Genomic DNA, 15,330 nt, shown 5'->3' on the forward strand with positions numbered 1-15,330 from the left:
CCCTCGGCTTCCGCAACCTCACCAACTACATCGCCCGCAGCCTGCTCGAGACCGGCGGCTTCAGACCCCACCTACACCCTCATCTGTGAAGAGCCGGTAATGACATAGCCCGCGATCGCTGAGAAGGTGATATCGCTTGCCGGATTGGTCACGTAGAGCAGGAACAGCAGTGCGAGAACCGAGACTGCGCTGAGCACCAGGCGATGGCCCGAATACGCCACTGCCGCCAAGATGGCGAGCTGGAGGAAGGTTGCGGTCCAGGCCTCCTTGAAGGGCAATCTCGAACTGACATAGATGACAGTGAAGACCGCCGCGGCAATGGCCGGCCATCGCTCGAGGCGCGGGTTAGCCGATTCGCCAATTACCGCGCGGCCGGGAAGCGCGAGAGGTGTCCTGGAAGCGCCAGCTCACTTCATAGCGGGATTGTGCCACAGCTCCACGGCACGAGACAGGGCGCCCGAACTGGGGCTGCGCATGCGAGCCTGCATTGGCAGCTGGGATGTCTCGAGCCGCGGGGAGGGTCGCCGACAAGGCCGCCGGCGATCTCAGCCCGTGGCGGACAGGAATGCCGCCGTCGCGAACCCGAGAGTGGTGAACAGACCTGCGACGAGCCCGGACTTTCGGGCCGCCTCGGGGATCATCGAGTCGATGAGCATGACGAGCAGCGCCCCGGCTGCGAAGCCGTCAATTGCCGCCTTGAGCCGCGACGACGCGACGTCCGCCACGAGATAGCCCCCAACGGTCGCCGCCGCGCACACCAGCGCGATCGCGATCCACAGACGCAGGATCGCGCTGGCGGGGCGGCCATTGGAGCGCATCTGCGCTGATGACCCGATCGCCTCGGGGAGGTTCGAGACGAAGATTGCGGCAAGCAGCGCGATGCTCACGCCCTCCCCGGATGCGAGCCCTATCCCGAGGACCGCCTGCTCGGGAATCCCGTCGAGGAACGCCCCCAGCGCCAGCGCGGGCCCGGCACCGGTCCCCGCCGAGGGGCCGGTCCGGTGCCGCGAACCCCATCGCTCGAGCATCCGATCTGCCGTGAAGTAGGCGAGCGCCCCTACCGCGAGCCCGCCGGCGACGCCGGGGCCTCCGTCGAGCATCGCGCCCTCCCGGACCAGGTCGTAGCTCACTGCGCTGATGAGGGAGCCTGCGCCGAAGGCCAGCACGGCGCCTGTCAGCTTCTCGGGCCAGCTCCGCCATACGCCGAACAGCGCCCCGATCACGAGCGATGCGGCCGCCACCATCCCCCACAGCACCGCGGCGCCCATACGCCCTCCGTCCTCACGTCGTCGAGACTGTCCCTGATGCTAGTGCGGGAGGTCCCGCGCCGAGCCCGCTGCGGGCCAGCTCCGCCCGAGGCTCGGCGTCGGCCAGGACTGGTCAGCCGGGCAATCCTTCGAGGCACGGGAAATCCCGGGCGACGTCGGGGCCATGGGCAGGCCACAGCGCACCCCGGGGTTCTCCCCGATCGATGGGGCGATCACTGGGGATCGCCGCCATCGCTTTCCTGGCTCGCCCGTTCGAGGCGGGTGTACGCGAGATCGGCGAGGGCGTCGGCGAGATCGGCGATGTAGGCGTCGTCGAACTGCGCTCGGGGCGAGTGATTCGCTTCGGCTGTTGCCGGGTCGATGTCTGCCGGGGAGGTGAGGAGATAGAAGTAGCATCCCGGCACCTCGGCCAGGACGAAGGAGAAGTCCTCGGAGCCCATGGCTGCTGCGGGGGCTTGCGAGACGCGATCCGGACCGAAGAGCTCCGCGAGCTGGTCCAGGGTCGCGCGAGCCTCCTGGGGGTCATTCATCGTGACGGGATAGAGCACCTCCAGGTCGACCGTCGCGGTGCAGCCATGCGCTGCGGCGATGCCCTCCGCAAGGCGTTTGGTCTCTTCGCGAAGGATCTCGAGCGAGCGGGCAGACAAGGTCCGCACGGTGGCACCGAGACTGGCCTGGGACGGGATCGCGTTGATCGCGTCACCGGCGCGCAGCTGGGTGACAGTGAGCACGATCGGGTCGGTCGGGTCGAACCGTCGGGTGGTCATCGTGTGCAAGGCGGTGGCGATCTCGGTGAGTGCCGGCACGGGGTCCAGAGCCCACTGGGGCGAGGAGGCGTGCCCGCCTCGCCCGTGCACCGTGATGTGCAGGCGGTTGGAGCCGGCGAGGATGGGGCCGGGCCGGGTGAACACCCTGCCGGGCTCGCCAGGGGCGACGTGTCCAGCGTAGGCGGCGATGGGACGGGCACCCGCGGCGTCGAGGACGCCCTCGTCGATCATGACAGAGGCACCCTTGTTCCCTTCCTCGCCGGGCTGGAACATGAAGATGACATCTCCAGGCAGTTCCTCGCGATGGGCGTGCAGGAGACGGGCCGCGCCGACCAGCGCGGCGGTGTGGAGATCGTGCCCGCAGGCATGCATCGCTCCGTTGGTCGACGCGAACGCCAGCCCGGTCTCCTCGACGACAGGCAGCGCGTCCATGTCGCCGCGCAGCAGAACCGCTGGCCCGGGCCGCCCACCGCGAAGCACCGCGGTGACGGAGGTGGTACGGGTGCCGGTCGTGATCTCCAGGTCAAGTCCCGACAGCGCCTGCAACACGGCGTGCTGGGTGCGCGGTAGCTCCAGCCCGGTCTCGGGGTGGGCATGGAGATCCCTTCGCAGGGCTACCAGCTCCGGGAGCAGGACGCGAGCGTCATCCATGAATGTCATGCATTCTCCTTAACTTTGAGGACGGCCGCGGGCGCGGTCGTGGTGGCGGGGGTGAACAGGAGGGCGACGGAGCTGACGACGAACCCCGCGGCGCATATTCCCCAGACGATCTGGTAGCCGCCGATCGACGACGCCCCGGCTTCGGGGACGAAGAACGCGGCGAGAACCACCGCGAACACGGCGCCGGCGATGGAGCCGCCGACGGTCTTGAGGGTGTTGTACAACCCGGTGGCGATCGCCGTCTGGTCCGAGGGGGAGCGTTCGGCGATGAGAGCGGGCAGGGCACCGAGCAGAAGGCCGAGCGAGATACCCGACAGGGCCGTGGCGACAAAGTAGGCGAGAAGCGCGCTCCACCCCACGACGAGGATGAGATTGGACACGACCCCCAGCCCGGTCGCGACGAGCAGAAGGGACTTGATCCCGATGCGGCGCGCGAACCAGGCGAAGGTGGACGCGCCGAGAACGCTCAGCGCGGTGGACGCCGCAGAGAAGCCAGAGATCGCGGCAGGCTGGAGGCTGAATCCGTAGCCGGTGGCCGAGGGGTCTGCGGCAAGGAAGGTCGGGCCGATCGTCTGCATTCCGAAGACCAGGATCCCGAACAGGAAGGACGTCACGTACACCGGCCACAGCGCCCGTGAGGTCATCATCCGCAGGTCCACTGCGGGCGGCGTGGCGCGCAGCTCCCAGATCACCCAGCCGATCAGCAGCAGCACCGCGACGGCGAGAACGGCCAGCGTCGATGCGGCGGCAAATCCCTGGCTCTTGGCGAGGTTCAATCCGGACAGTATCGCGATCATCGCCAGGGCAAGGCCCGCGAACCCCACCCCATCGATGGAGGGCGCGGTGCGGACGGTGGTCTCCGGCACCTTGGTGAACACGATGACGGCGCACGCGAGTGTCGCGATGAATGGCACCGCCAGCACCACGGACAGCGAGGTGGTGACCGCGGCGAGGACCCCGGACAGGAGTGCACCGACGAGAGCGCCCAAGGTGAGCGCGGAGGCGAGCATGCCGATCGCGCGGCGGGAGTCCTCCTGGTCGAGTCGGCTGTGGACCAGGGCGACCTCGAGCGGCAGCCACACCGCGAGCGGCCCGACGAGAATCCGGCCGAGGAGAACCAGGGTGAAGTCCGGCGCGAAGGCCACCAGCCCGGTGCCGAGCGCGACGAGGACGACAGCGATGCGCAGCATGCGGCGGTGGCCGAAGATGTCTCCGAGCTTGGAAAGGACCGGTACGCAGACTGCGGCGGACAGGGTCTGCACGGTGACGAACCAGGTGACGTCGGCGTCCGTCACCGCATGGACGCGGGCGATCCGTCCGATGAGCGGTACGTAGAAGCCCTGCACGATGCCGCTGATCAGTTCGACGAAGACGAGGAAGCCGACGACGCCTCCGACGTGCGAGGGCCGGGGCGATGAGTTGTTGTTCATGGCTGGACTCCAATGGTGCGAGGGCAGTGTTCGTTGGGAGGGGGTCAGGAGGCCACCCGTGGGGGAGACGTGACGAGGGCGACGACGAGCGAACGATGGGTCCTCTCGTCCGCCGGCATGGCGCGAACCGCATTGCGGAAGAAGGTGAACCCCGCAAGGGCGTCCAAGATCGTGTCGACATCGATATCGGAGGGCAGCTCTCCCCGCTCGATGGCTCGGCGGAGAATGGCAGTGCCCATCGCCCGACGCGATGCCATGTAGCCCACTGTGAGCAGCTCGTGCACGTCCGGTTCGACGAGCACACCCCACAGGCGCTGGCTGGTGCGCCCAGGGATCTCGCGCTGGGTCTGGTTCCGGTTGTTCTGCAGCGTGAACTGAAGGAGGTCATCGACGACATTGCCGGTGTCCGGTTCGGAACCGGGCTGGAGGAAGGGTGCCAGCGCGTCGACGACGAGCTGCGCGCGGTTCGGCCAGCGGCGGTAGAGCGTTGTCTTCGCGCAGCCTGCCGCTGCTGCGATCCGTTCGATCCGCAGGCCTGCGTAGCCCTCGGTCATGAGCGCACGAAGGGTGTGCGTGAGGATGCGCGCGGTCGTCTCCTCATCCATCGGGCGTCCAGCGCCGTGCGGTCGTGTCACGAAGGACAGAGAACCACAAGTAGAGCTACGCAACGTAGCGTTTTACAAACTCTTAACGGCGCGGGAATGGCACGCGAACCTGATCCTGGCGCACCCTCGCCCGCCGGGTGAGCCGGCTCGGCGGCGGGCCTCCCGGGCTGTTGGACGCAATGACCCGGGCACGTGGCCTACGCTGAATCCATGGCTCTGAGCACCCCAGAACTCCATCGGCTGTTCGCCGAGATCGTCGATGTCGAGTCGGTGAGCAGGCACGAGAAGCCACTCGCCGACGCCGTCGAGCAGGCCCTCGGTGAGCTGCCCGGGCTCCGCGTCGACCGGCTCGGCAACAGCATCGTCGCGCGCACCGACCTGGGCAGGGCGCGCCGGGTGGTCATCGCCGGGCATCTGGATACCGTGCCCGTGAAGAACAACCTTCCTGGCCGCATCGAGCGGCGTCACGGCGAGGACTACCTCATCGGACGGGGCGCCTCCGACATGAAGGGCGGCATTGCCGTCATGCTCCACCTGGCCGGCCAGCTGGACCAGCCGCGCCACGACATCAGCTGGGTCTTCTACGAGTGCGAGGAGATCGAGGCCAGCGCCAATGGGCTCACGGTGATCGCCGATCGGCATCCCGACTGGCTGAGCGGCGACTTCGCGGTCCTCATGGAACCCACCTCGAGCCGCATCGAGGGCGGCTGCCAGGGCTCGGTCCGCTTCCGCCTCATCAGCCGCGGCATCGCTGCCCATAGCGCCCGCAGCTGGCTGGGCCACAACGCCATCCACGACATGACCATCGCTCTCGACAGGATCCGCGAATTCCGGCCACGCCAGGTGGAGGTCGAGGGGCTGAGATATCGCGAGGGCCTCAACGCCACCACCATCAGCGCCGGGATTGCCGGCAATGTCATCCCCGACCACTGCGAGTTGACGGTCAACTACCGCTTCGCGCCCGACGTGCAGGCTCACGATGCGCTGGCCGCGATGCGCGCCCGATTCGACCTGCCCGGAATCGACTTCGAGCTCGAGGACCTCTCCCCGGCAGCGCGTCCGGGACTTGACCGCCCGCTCGCGCAGGAGTTCTGCGCGGCCGTCGGCGGCCAGCCGGGGCCCAAGTACGGCTGGACGGATGTCGCCCGGTTTGCGCAGCTGGGCGTCCCGGCGGTGAACTTCGGGCCCGGAGATCCGGGTACGGCCCACGCCGACGACGAGCGCTGTCGGCTCTCCGAGCTCGACCAGTGCGCCGCCGCACTCGCCAGCTGGCTGTCCTCGGATGGCACCGGCCACCAGCTCGCAGACGGGCCGGTGATGTCCCGGTGAGCGAGCCCACCGCAGCTGCGGACCACGGTGGCCAGCCTCCCCAGGACAACCAGCCTCCCCAGGACAACCAGCCTCCCCAGGACAACCAGCCTCCCCAGGACAACCAGCCTCCCCAGGACAATGTGCCGGTGCCCAATGGCGGCCAGGTCGTCTCGGGGGCGTCGGTTCGCCGCGGCCGCCAGGTCACCGGCCGCACCAAGGACGAGCAGCTCATCGCCGGGCGGCGTGGCGCCGAATGGATTCACAGCGATCCCTGGCGTGTGCTGCGGATCCAGTCCGAGTTCATCCAGGGCTTCGACGCGCTGGAGGAGCTCGGACCGGCCGTGGCCATCTTCGGGTCTGCCAGGGTGGCTCGTGGCACCGGGCAGTACGAGCAGGCCCACCGCATCGGACAACTGCTCGTCGAGTCCGCGCACGCGGTCATCACCGGTGGTGGCCCGGGCATCATGGAGGCCGCGAATCGTGGTGCCGTCGAGGCAGGGGGCACCTCGGTGGGACTCGGCATCGAGCTGCCCTTCGAGGCGGCGTTCAACGACTACGTCACCTTGGGCGTCAACTTCCGCTATTTCTTCGTCCGCAAGGTGATGTTCCTCAAATACGCCCAGGGTTTCATCGTCATGCCGGGTGGCATGGGCACCTTCGACGAGCTGTTCGAGGCGCTCACCCTGGTGCAGACCGGCAAGGTCAAGCACTTCCCCCTCGTGCTGTTCGGCTCGTCCTACTGGTCGGGACTGCGCGAGTGGCTGGAGGAGCAGACCGCAGCGGCCGGCTACATCGCCCGGACTGATCTCGACCTGTTCACCATCACCGATGACGTTGAGGAGGCGGTGCGGGTGGCCACCGGAGCCGCCTTGGGGCCGGACCGAGCCTGACCCTGCCCGAGGGCCTTGCCGCCGGCCGGGGGCGCGCAGCCCCGGAAGCCGAGGACCGGGGGGAGGGGGTGCAGCGCCCGGTGGTGGGATAATGCCGCCGTGTCACAGCCCGAACCAGCAGATCCCGAGGACGCCAGCGAAGAACGGTCGGCGCACGCCCCCCGTCGGCTACGTGCCCTAGCGCACCGATATACCCCTCATCTTCCCCAGTCGTTCCAGGATTCCATCAATCGTTGGCTGCTCTTCGGTGTGGTGATCGGCGTGGTCTCGGGGCTCGGCGCGGTGATCTTCTATTGGTGTCTGAGCCACGCCACCCAGTGGCTGCTCGTGGGGATCGGCGGTTACCAGCCACCGACCACCGTTGGCGAGGGAAGTGGTCTGCCCAACGGGGCCTTCACCCGGCCCTGGGCCATCCCGCTCGTCGTCACGGGCGGTGCGCTGGTGGCCGGCATCCTCGTCGCCTGGCTCGCCCCGGAGGCCGAGGGCCACGGTACGGACGCCGCGATCCACGCCGTGCACCACGATCCGACCTCCCTTCGAGGGCGAGTCGCGGTCGTGAAGGTCATCGCCTCCTCGCTGGTCATCGGTTCGGGCGGCTCGGGCGGACGAGAGGGCCCAACAGCGCAGATCAGCGCTACCGTGATCGCCCAGCTGTGCCGTTGGCTCAAGGTGCCCAGGCAGGATGCCAGGATCGCCGTCTCGGCCGCGATGGGTTCGGGCATCGGGGCCATCTTCCGGGCGCCGATGGGAGGCGCCCTGCTCGGTGCCGAGCTGCTCTACCGCGAGGACATGGAGTCCGACGCGCTCATGCCGAGCTTCGTCTCGTCCATCGTCGCCTTCGCCGTATTCGGCACCTTCTTCGGCTTCCGGCCCATTTTCGGCAGTCACTCTGCGGCCAGCTTCCAGCATCCAGTGGGGTTGATCTGGTACGCCTGTGTCGGCGTCGCGGCCGGAGTGGCTGGACGCGCTTACGCATCGATCTTCTACGGCGGGGGAGCGCTGCTCAAGCGGCTGCCCGTGCCCAATGCGATCCGCCCGGCCATCGGGGGGCTGTGTGTCGGGCTCATCGGGCTCGCAGTGCCGGCTGCGCTGGGCACCGGATATGGCTGGATCCAGCTCGAGATGACGAGCGACTGGCTGCTCACAACGCCCCTGTGGCTGGTGCTCGTCATTCCCCTGGCGAAGATCGTCTCCACCACCTTGTCGATCGGCTCAGGGGGCTCGGGCGGTGTCTTCGGCCCCGGCATGGTCATCGGTGGTTGCGCCGGTGCCGCCGTGTGGCGCCTCGTGCACACCCTTCCCGGGGTCACCCATGACCCGATGCCCTATGTGATCATCGGCATGATCGCCTGCTTCGGGTCTGTCGCGCACGCGCCGATCGGTGTCATGCTCATGGTTGCCGAGATGACAGGCAATCTCACTCTGCTGGCCCCGGCGATGCTCGCCATGGCGATAGCCACCCTCATCGTCGACGGGAAGTCGATTTATATAAGCCAGCTGCGCGACCGCTTCGAGTACTACTCCCTGCGCGAGCGGGGAGGAAGCCTCGGTGGGCATCCGCTCAGCCCGGGACCGCAGCCGTGAGCCGTAGCATGGTCGGGTGATGTGGGCCATCGGAATACTCATCGTCGTTGTCATCGCCTTGGGGGTCTTCGCGGCCCACGGTCAGCTCGGCCAGCTCGGTCCTGAGCTTCCCGACCGTCCAGGTCCGGACCTGCCCGATGGCGAGCTGTCCGCCGATGACGTGAAGCAGATCCACTTCGCGGTGGTCACCCGAGGATACGAGATGAGCCAGGTGGACGCGGTGCTGGCGCGGCTGGAGGGCCAGCTGCGCTGCCACGAGACCGGCGCATTCTCCTCGTCGCTCGAACCCGCGGTCATCGGTTCGGTCACTTCGGGATCTGCGTCGTCCCCGGATTTGGGGGATAATGGGAGCACCGGCGTCAGCGACGGCGTGCATGACGATGAGAAGCGAGGATCGAATGGCAGCAATGAAGCCCCGAACCGGTGACGGACCGATGGAAGTGGTCAAGGAAGGTCGCGGCATCGTGATGAGGGTTCCCGTCGACGGCGGTGGCCGGCTCGTCGTCGAACTCAATGCCACCGAGGCCAGTGAGCTTCTCGATTGCCTCAAGGGCGTCGTCGGCTGACCACCCCGCTGGCCTGCGATCCACCAGCTGAGTCCAGGCCCGACGGCTCTTCTCGAATCAAGGCGTCCGGCATTCCCTGCAGGGGAGTGCCGGACGCCTTGTCGTCGTGGGGCAGCGCCGTCGGATCTCGGCCCTCTGCCACCCGGAGGTCAGGCCCTGTGCTGCTCGAAGTACTGCTGCGCCGCCTGATAGACCGCAACCGTCTGGGCGGCGATGGCCTCCCAGCTGAAATGGTCGATGCAGCGCTGGCGACCGGCTTGCCCATAGCGCGCGGCCCGCGCGGTGTCCCTGGTGAGTTCGTTCACCCTGGCGGCGAAACGGTGCTCGAAGTCGGCGATGTAGTCCTGCTCGTCGCCGTACTGGGGGTCGTAGTCGACGAGCAGGCCGGTCACGGAGTCATCCACCACTTCCGGGATGCCGCCCACGCCAGAGGCCACGACGGCCGACTCACAGGCCATCGCCTCCAGGTTGACGATGCCCAGCGGCTCGTAGATCGAGGGACACGCGAAAACGGTGGCATGGCTGTAGACCTGGCGCACGGCATCGCGGGGAGCCATCTTCTCGATCCAGAACACATCGGAGCCGTGCTCGGCGCGCAGCGCATCGAGACTGCGGGAGAACTCGGCAGCGATCTCGGGAGTGTCCGGTGAGCTGGCCAGCAGCAGGATCTGGGTGCCCTTGTCGAACTCCCGGGCGGCCCGCACCAGATGCACCAGCCCCTTCTGGCGGGTGATCCGGCCAACGAAGCACACCATCGGCCGGTCCAGGTCGATACCGATCCGGTCGAGGAAGTCGTGCCGGGAATCGGGGTAGAACTCCTGGGTGTCGATGCCATTGCGCACCACGTGGAGCTTGGCGGGGTCCAGATCGGGATAGCAGCGTGCGATATCGCCCGCCATCGCGCTGCTCACCGCGATGACTGCCGAGGCGCCCTCATAGGCAGTGCGTTCGGCCCAGCTGGACAGCTCGTAGCCGCCCCCGAGCTGCTCTCGTTTCCAGGGTCGCAGGGGCTCGAGGGAATGAGCGGTGACCACGTGGGGAATCGAGCGGAACAGCCCGGCCAGATGACCGGCCATGTTGGCATACCAGGTGTGGGAGTGCACCAGGTCGAGCTCGGAGGGCAGGGCGGCCACCATGGCCAGATCGGTTCCGAGGATGCGCAGCGCCGCATTGGCACCTGGCGGGAAGCTCTCGGGGTGGGCCGTGGCACCATCGCGAGGGTCGCCCATGCACTGCACGTCGACGTCGACGTGCTCGCGCAGCCTGGGCACGAGCTGGGCCACGTGCACACCGGCCCCCCCGTAGACGGAGGGTGGGTATTCGCGGGTGAGGATTGACACGTGCATGGTCGAATGGTCCCACACCCGCACGGTCCGGCGGAGGTTTGGCAGGGCAATTCCCGCTAGTCCTTGTCGCGTCCTGCGTTCGGGCCCTAGGTTGGTTTTATGGCCTACCCAAATGTTCTTTCCATCGTCCTCGCGGGGGGTGAGGGAAAGCGGCTCATGCCCCTCACTGCTGATCGTGCAAAGCCGGCCGTACCCTTCGGCGGCACATACCGACTCATCGATTTTGTGCTGTCAAACCTCGCCAACTCGAATCTGCTCCAGATCGCGGTGCTGACACAGTACAAGTCGCATTCGCTCGACCGCCACATCTCCACCAAGTGGCGGATGTCCACGATGCTCAACAACTTCGTCACGCCGGTTCCGGCCCAGCAGCGCCGCGGGCCGCACTGGTATCAGGGCAGCGCCGACGCCATCTACCAGTCGCTCAACCTCATCAACGACGCGGACCCCGACTACATCGTCGTCTTCGGGGCCGACAACATCTACCGGATGGATGTGCGCCAGATGCTCCAGGTGCACATCGACGCCGGGGTCGGGGCGACCGTGGCCGGGATCCGGGTGCCGCGTGCCGAGGCGTCGGGATTCGGGATCATCGACGCTGCCCTGGACGGACGGATCAAGGGCTTCCTGGAGAAGCCGGACGACCCGCCGGGACTGCCCGACGCACCCGAACAGTCGCTGGCCTCGATGGGCAATTACATCTTCACGCGCAAGGCTCTCGTCGACGTCCTCGAATCCGATGCGCACGAGGCCGAGTCGAAGCACGACATGGGCGGCAACATCGTGCCCACCTTCGTCGACGCCGCTGACGCCCTCGTCTATGACTTCAAGGACAATGTGGTCCCCGGGGCCACCGAGGAGGACCGCGACTACTGGCGCGACGTGGGCACCCTCGATGCCTTCCACGAGGCGCACATGGATCTGGTCAAAGTGGTGCCCGAGTTCAATCTGTACAACGAGCGCTGGCCGATCTGGACCGACAGTGTGCAAGCCCCCGGGGCGAAGTTCACCCTGCACGGCACCGCCGAGAGCTCGCTCGTGGCGGCTGGCTGCGTGATCTCCGGCGGCGACGTCGATCACTCGGTGCTCAGCCCCAAGGTGCGGGTCGAGAGCGGTTCCTCGCTCGACCGTTGCGTCCTCATGCACGCTGCCTCGGTGGGCCACAACTGCACCCTGCGCAATACCATCCTCGACAAGGGCGTCGTCGTCGCCGACGGCGTCGCCATCGGCGTGGATCCCCAGGAGGATCGTCGGCGCGGCCTCACAGTCAGTGCGGGCGGCGTGACGGCGGTCCCCAAGGACTTCCTGGTGACGGCCGACGGCGCCTCGAGGAAGCCCAGCGACGGGCCCAGCAGGTACTGAGCGTATCGGCCTGGCATACCCCCTGGGGCCGGGGCCGCCCGGCCTGGGGGGACCAAGACCTGTTGGATCGAGGAGGGTCTGCCGGTGGGCTTCAGGCGCGCACGGCGACGAGCAGACCCTCGCCCACCGGCAGCAGCGCGCTCGTGAACTCCTCGGTCTCGATCACCGACTGCAGTGCCTCGCGGATGATGACCGCCTCGTCGTCGTCATTGCCGGGGTCGGCGATCTTGTTGTGCCACAGCGCATTGTTCATGATCGCAAGACCGCCATGACGAAGCAGGCGCAGCGCCTGGGCAAGGTACTCCACGAATTCCAGCTTGTCGCCGTTGATGAAGACGACGTCGTAGGCGCCATCGCGCAGATTGTTGAGAATCCCCAAAGGATTTCCCGGGATGAGCCGGAAACGACGGGTGGGAATCGACCGCCCGAGGAAGGCCTTTCTGGCCTCCAGCTGCCATTGGGCACGGGAGTCGATCGAGGTGAGCACGCCATCGGCAGCCATGCCCTCGAAGAAGGCCAGCCCCGACTCGCCGGTTCCGGTGCCCACCTCGACCACTGCAGTGGCCTGAACAGCGCGGGTGAGGACCGTCAGAGCCGCTGCCGTGCCGCCACTGATCACCGGAGCCTGGAGCACGATCGCCTGGTCGCGAGCGGAACGTAGCGCCTCGGAGCACTCGACGAAGTCCTCGGCGAATGCCAGAGAGCGGGCGTCCAGGACCTCCATGGGTGCATTCTGTGGGCTGCGCGGCGATGTCACGTGCCAAGCCTAGTCTTCCCGGTCTCTACGATGGTGCCGGTAGCGAATGGCACACACAGGGGGACGATGATGGACGAGCCCGTTTTTGGACGAATGCTGACGGCGATGGTCACGCCCTTCGACGACCAGGGCAAACTCGATCTGTCGACCGCCCGGCGGCTGGCCTGCCATCTCGTGGACGAGTTGGGCAACGACGGGCTGCTCATCTCGGGGACCACCGGAGAATCCCCTACGACCAGCGACGCCGAGAAGCGCGAGCTGCTCGCGGCCGTGGTTGCGGAGGTGGGCGACCGGGCGACGATCGTCGCCGGGGTCGGGACCAATGACACCGCCCACAGCATCGAACTGGCCCGTCAGGCCGAGCAGATCGGCGCCGACGGCCTGCTCGTCGTGACCCCCTACTACTCGCTGCCTCCCCAGCAGGGGATCATCGATCATTTCGTGGCAGTCGCGGACGCCACGTCGCTTCCGGTGGCCCTCTACGACATCCCGCATCGCGCCGGAAGGGCCATCGAAACCGAATCGCTCATCACCTTGGCCCAGCATCCGCGCATCAGGGCCGTCAAGGATGCGAAGAAGGACCTGGACGCGTCGTCGCAGGTGATGGCCGCCACCGATCTCGACTTCTATGCGGGTGACGATGCGATCACCCTCCCTCTGCTGTCCATCGGTGGGGTCGGAGTGGTGGGCACCTCGACGCACTTCACGGGACGTCCGGCGAAGCGGATGATCCAGGCATTCCTGGCCGGTGACCTGGCCGGGGCGCTGCGCCTGCACCGCGCCCTGCTGCCGATCTTCACTGGGGTCTTCGCCACCCAGGGCTGCCTCATGGTCAAAGCCGGGCTGGCCCATGAGGGTCTGCCGGTGGGGCGCTGCCGGGCGCCGCTGGGCGAGGCACCGGCCGAGCTGGCTGAGCACTTCGCCCGGCTGCTGGACGCGGCGGACCTCAACTGAGCCTGTGGAGGCACTCGGTGAACTGAACCCGTGGGGCACGCGGTCCGGCATCTGTGGCGCGACACGCTAGCCTTGAGCCGTGGTTCCCTTGGTATTCGGTATCAACGCCGGCGAGTTCATCATTCTCCTGGCGCTTGCCGTGATCATGTTCGGGCCCGAACGCATCCCTGAGTTCAGCCGCAAGGCGGCCCGCATCGTCTACTACCTGCGCAAGGTGGCCAATGACGCGACCCACCAGCTCAAGGACGAGCTGGGTCCCGAGTACAAAGACCTCACGATCCAGGATCTCAATCCGCGGACCTTCGTCCAGAAGCACGTGCTCGACGGTTTCCAGGAAGACATCAATGACATCGAGAACCAGCTCGACACCGTGAAGTCCGAGCTGAACGCCGCGACCGCCGATGTCGAGCAGGCCACCACGCAGCTCAACGAGAGCGCGCACGCCCAGCTGGTGGCCGAACCCGAGCCGCTCAGCGCATCAGAGGCGATGCGCCAGCGCTATGGCGTGTGCTTCGACCTGGAAGCCACCTGAGGCCCCTCGGTCGCGCCGGGAGATCATGCGCTGCCCGGCGCCGGGGCCCCGGCGCTCAGCCCACCGAGAGGGCGCTCAGCCCACCGAGAGGTTGAGCGAGCGCCCGGCCAGGCCCCTCGGGGTGGCCGCCAGCTGATCCGCCAGCTCGATGATGGCCTTGGCGCTCGGATTGTCGGGAGCGGCCAGCACGATCGGGTCACCGTTCTCTCCGCCCGAGCTCACGGCAGCGTCCATCGGGATCTGTGCCATGAGCGGCACCCGGCGCCCGATCCGCTCGCTGAGCTTGGCGGAGGTCTGGGCGCCGCCCCCGGCACCGAAGAAATCCACCCGGTGGGTGTTGCCGCACTGCGGGCAGGTGGCCTCCATCCAGCTCATGTTCTCCACGACGCCGATGACATGCTGGTGAAGCATGTTTGCCATCGTGCCGGCCCGTTCGCTCACCTCGGCCACATTGGCCTGGGGGGTCGTCACGACAATGACGTCGGCATCGGGCAGCTTCTGGCCCAGCGACATCGCCACGTCGCCGGTGCCGGGAGGAAGATCGACGAGGAACCAGTCGAGATCGCCCCAGTAGACGTCCGCGAGCAGCTGGGTGAGCGCCCGGTCGAGGATCGGACCGCGCCACGCGATCACCTGGTCGCGGGACTCCTTGAGCATGCCCATCGAGATCACGCTGATTCCCAGCGCGGGCACCGGCATGATCATGTCGTCGACCATCGTGGGATGCGCGTCGGGCAGGCCGAGCATGTCGGGCACCGAGTGGCCGTAGATGTCGGCGTCGAGCAGGCCCACCGACAGGCCGCGCTGGGCCAGCGCCAGCGCCAGGTTGACGGTGACCGAGCTCTTGCCCACCCCGCCCTTGCCGGACGCGATGGCGAGCACGTGGGTGAGATTGCCCGGCTGGGCGAAGGAGATCTGGTGCTCGGGCCGGCCGCCACGAAGACTGTCGCGCATCGCCTCGCGCTGCTCGTCGGTCATCACGCCCAGATCCACGACGACCTCGCTGACTCCCTTGACAGCCTTGAGCGCCCTGTCGACATCGGCACGGATGGTGGTGTGCAAAGGACAGCCCGCAACGGTGAGGAGGACCTTCACCGTGACGACACCCGCATCGTCGATGCCGATCGAGTCAACCATCCCCAAGTCGGTGATCGGCCTGCGGATCTCCGGGTCCTGGACGGTGTGCAGTGCCGCCCGGATGGCAGGCAGGAGGGGATTCTCGGTTTCGCTCATGGCACCGTGTCTACGTCACGGCGAGCGCAGAATTCAAGTCCGTCTCATGGGGGGGCACGCCCGCT

General features: G+C 67.5%; 16 protein-coding genes. 8 read left to right on the forward strand and 8 right to left on the reverse strand.

From position 1 onward, the window contains the following. Nucleotides 1–71: 71 nt before the first annotated feature. From BMX93_RS00005 to BMX93_RS00025, 5 genes are all read right to left on the reverse strand, one after another. Entirely contained in the window at nucleotides 72–278 is a 207-nt protein-coding gene (locus BMX93_RS00005; RefSeq protein ID WP_091966407.1) for a hypothetical protein, read from the reverse strand. 267 nt (nucleotides 279–545) lie between these two features. Then, the gene (locus BMX93_RS00010) at nucleotides 546–1,268 is read right to left on the reverse strand and encodes a ZIP family metal transporter (protein WP_091966409.1); all 723 of its coding nucleotides are present in this window, start codon (nucleotides 1,266–1,268) and stop codon (nucleotides 546–548) included. 212 nt (nucleotides 1,269–1,480) lie between these two features. Beyond that, nucleotides 1,481–2,695, reverse strand: coding sequence for a M20 metallopeptidase family protein (locus tag BMX93_RS00015; protein WP_091966411.1), 1,215 nt, complete (start codon nucleotides 2,693–2,695; stop codon nucleotides 1,481–1,483). Beyond that, nucleotides 2,692–4,125, reverse strand: a complete 1,434-nt coding sequence (locus tag BMX93_RS00020) for an MFS transporter (RefSeq protein ID WP_091966413.1) — start codon at nucleotides 4,123–4,125, stop codon at nucleotides 2,692–2,694. Before BMX93_RS00020 ends, BMX93_RS00015 begins: the two co-directional genes overlap by 4 nt. A gap of 44 nt (nucleotides 4,126–4,169) precedes the next feature. Continuing rightward, nucleotides 4,170–4,730 (reverse strand): TetR/AcrR family transcriptional regulator, encoded by a 561-nt coding sequence (locus BMX93_RS00025; protein WP_091966415.1) that lies wholly within the window; start codon nucleotides 4,728–4,730, stop codon nucleotides 4,170–4,172. Between the two features lie 210 nt (nucleotides 4,731–4,940). On the opposite strand from BMX93_RS00025, the gene dapE reads away from it, so the two are divergent. From dapE to BMX93_RS00050, 5 genes are all read left to right on the forward strand, one after another. Continuing rightward, nucleotides 4,941–6,059: a succinyl-diaminopimelate desuccinylase gene (gene dapE / locus BMX93_RS00030; protein WP_091966827.1), complete on the forward strand. Its 1,119-nt coding sequence runs from the start codon at nucleotides 4,941–4,943 to the stop codon at nucleotides 6,057–6,059. Further along, on the forward strand, nucleotides 6,056–6,931 hold the full coding sequence (locus BMX93_RS00035) for an LOG family protein (RefSeq protein ID WP_245725634.1): 876 nt from the start codon (nucleotides 6,056–6,058) through the stop codon (nucleotides 6,929–6,931). Before dapE ends, BMX93_RS00035 begins: the two co-directional genes overlap by 4 nt. 99 nt (nucleotides 6,932–7,030) lie before the next feature. Further along, nucleotides 7,031–8,515: a chloride channel protein gene (locus tag BMX93_RS00040; protein ID WP_091966417.1), complete on the forward strand. Its 1,485-nt coding sequence runs from the start codon at nucleotides 7,031–7,033 to the stop codon at nucleotides 8,513–8,515. 19 nt (nucleotides 8,516–8,534) lie between these two features. Continuing rightward, nucleotides 8,535–8,942: a DivIVA domain-containing protein gene (locus tag BMX93_RS00045; RefSeq protein WP_091966419.1), complete on the forward strand. Its 408-nt coding sequence runs from the start codon at nucleotides 8,535–8,537 to the stop codon at nucleotides 8,940–8,942. Beyond that, entirely contained in the window at nucleotides 8,914–9,081 is a 168-nt protein-coding gene (locus BMX93_RS00050) for a DUF3117 domain-containing protein (protein ID WP_091966420.1), read from the forward strand. The genes BMX93_RS00045 and BMX93_RS00050 overlap by 29 nt, the downstream gene beginning before the upstream one ends. A 149-nt stretch (nucleotides 9,082–9,230) precedes the next feature. Here BMX93_RS00050 and glgA read toward each other — a convergent pair whose 3' ends face one another. After that, a complete protein-coding gene (gene glgA, locus BMX93_RS00055) occupies nucleotides 9,231–10,427 on the reverse strand; it encodes a glycogen synthase (RefSeq protein ID WP_091966829.1) in 1,197 nt (398 codons plus the stop codon). A gap of 99 nt (nucleotides 10,428–10,526) precedes the next feature. Here glgA and glgC point away from each other — a divergent pair, with 99 nt between their 5' ends. Further along, nucleotides 10,527–11,789, forward strand: coding sequence for a glucose-1-phosphate adenylyltransferase (gene glgC, locus BMX93_RS00060; protein ID WP_091966422.1), 1,263 nt, complete (start codon nucleotides 10,527–10,529; stop codon nucleotides 11,787–11,789). A gap of 91 nt (nucleotides 11,790–11,880) precedes the next feature. On the opposite strand, the gene BMX93_RS00065 is transcribed toward glgC, so the two are convergent. Beyond that, nucleotides 11,881–12,513 (reverse strand): O-methyltransferase, encoded by a 633-nt coding sequence (locus BMX93_RS00065; protein ID WP_091966425.1) that lies wholly within the window; start codon nucleotides 12,511–12,513, stop codon nucleotides 11,881–11,883. Nucleotides 12,514–12,615: 102 nt separating this feature from the next. On the opposite strand from BMX93_RS00065, the gene dapA reads away from it, so the two are divergent. Then, nucleotides 12,616–13,500 carry a 4-hydroxy-tetrahydrodipicolinate synthase gene (gene dapA, locus BMX93_RS00070; RefSeq protein WP_218139166.1) on the forward strand — a complete coding sequence of 295 codons (885 nt, stop codon included), beginning with the start codon at nucleotides 12,616–12,618 and terminating at the stop codon, nucleotides 13,498–13,500. Between the two features lie 79 nt (nucleotides 13,501–13,579). Continuing rightward, a complete protein-coding gene (locus BMX93_RS00075; protein WP_091966429.1) occupies nucleotides 13,580–14,032 on the forward strand; it encodes a sec-independent translocase in 453 nt (150 codons plus the stop codon). A gap of 75 nt (nucleotides 14,033–14,107) precedes the next feature. Here the strand turns inward: BMX93_RS00075 and BMX93_RS00080 are convergent, their stop codons facing one another. Next, nucleotides 14,108–15,265 carry an Mrp/NBP35 family ATP-binding protein gene (locus BMX93_RS00080; protein WP_091966431.1) on the reverse strand — a complete coding sequence of 386 codons (1,158 nt, stop codon included), beginning with the start codon at nucleotides 15,263–15,265 and terminating at the stop codon, nucleotides 14,108–14,110. Nucleotides 15,266–15,330: the final 65 nt, after the last annotated feature.

It is taken from the genome of Propionibacterium cyclohexanicum (assembly GCF_900111365.1).
In the GTDB taxonomy this organism is placed as follows: Bacteria; Actinomycetota; Actinomycetes; order Propionibacteriales; family Propionibacteriaceae; genus Propionibacterium; species Propionibacterium cyclohexanicum.

Bases quoted from the DNA above. Each gene is read 5' to 3' on its own strand.
- BMX93_RS00080 (WP_091966431.1), bottom strand. From the start codon at position 15,265: ATGAGCGAAACCGAGAATCCCCTCCTGCCTGCCATCCGGGCGGCACTG.
- dapA (WP_218139166.1), top strand. From the start codon at position 12,616: ATGGACGAGCCCGTTTTTGGACGAATGCTGACGGCGATGGTCACGCCC.
- glgA (WP_091966829.1), bottom strand. From the start codon at position 10,427: ATGCACGTGTCAATCCTCACCCGCGAATACCCACCCTCCGTCTACGGG.
- BMX93_RS00065 (WP_091966425.1), bottom strand. From the start codon at position 12,513: ATGGAGGTCCTGGACGCCCGCTCTCTGGCATTCGCCGAGGACTTCGTC.
- BMX93_RS00020 (WP_091966413.1), bottom strand. From the start codon at position 4,125: ATGAACAACAACTCATCGCCCCGGCCCTCGCACGTCGGAGGCGTCGTC.
- BMX93_RS00015 (WP_091966411.1), bottom strand. From the start codon at position 2,695: ATGACATTCATGGATGACGCTCGCGTCCTGCTCCCGGAGCTGGTAGCC.
- BMX93_RS00010 (WP_091966409.1), bottom strand. From the start codon at position 1,268: ATGGGCGCCGCGGTGCTGTGGGGGATGGTGGCGGCCGCATCGCTCGTG.
- BMX93_RS00050 (WP_091966420.1), top strand. From the start codon at position 8,914: ATGGCAGCAATGAAGCCCCGAACCGGTGACGGACCGATGGAAGTGGTC.
- glgC (WP_091966422.1), top strand. From the start codon at position 10,527: ATGGCCTACCCAAATGTTCTTTCCATCGTCCTCGCGGGGGGTGAGGGA.
- BMX93_RS00025 (WP_091966415.1), bottom strand. From the start codon at position 4,730: ATGGATGAGGAGACGACCGCGCGCATCCTCACGCACACCCTTCGTGCG.
- BMX93_RS00045 (WP_091966419.1), top strand. From the start codon at position 8,535: ATGTGGGCCATCGGAATACTCATCGTCGTTGTCATCGCCTTGGGGGTC.
- dapE (WP_091966827.1), top strand. From the start codon at position 4,941: ATGGCTCTGAGCACCCCAGAACTCCATCGGCTGTTCGCCGAGATCGTC.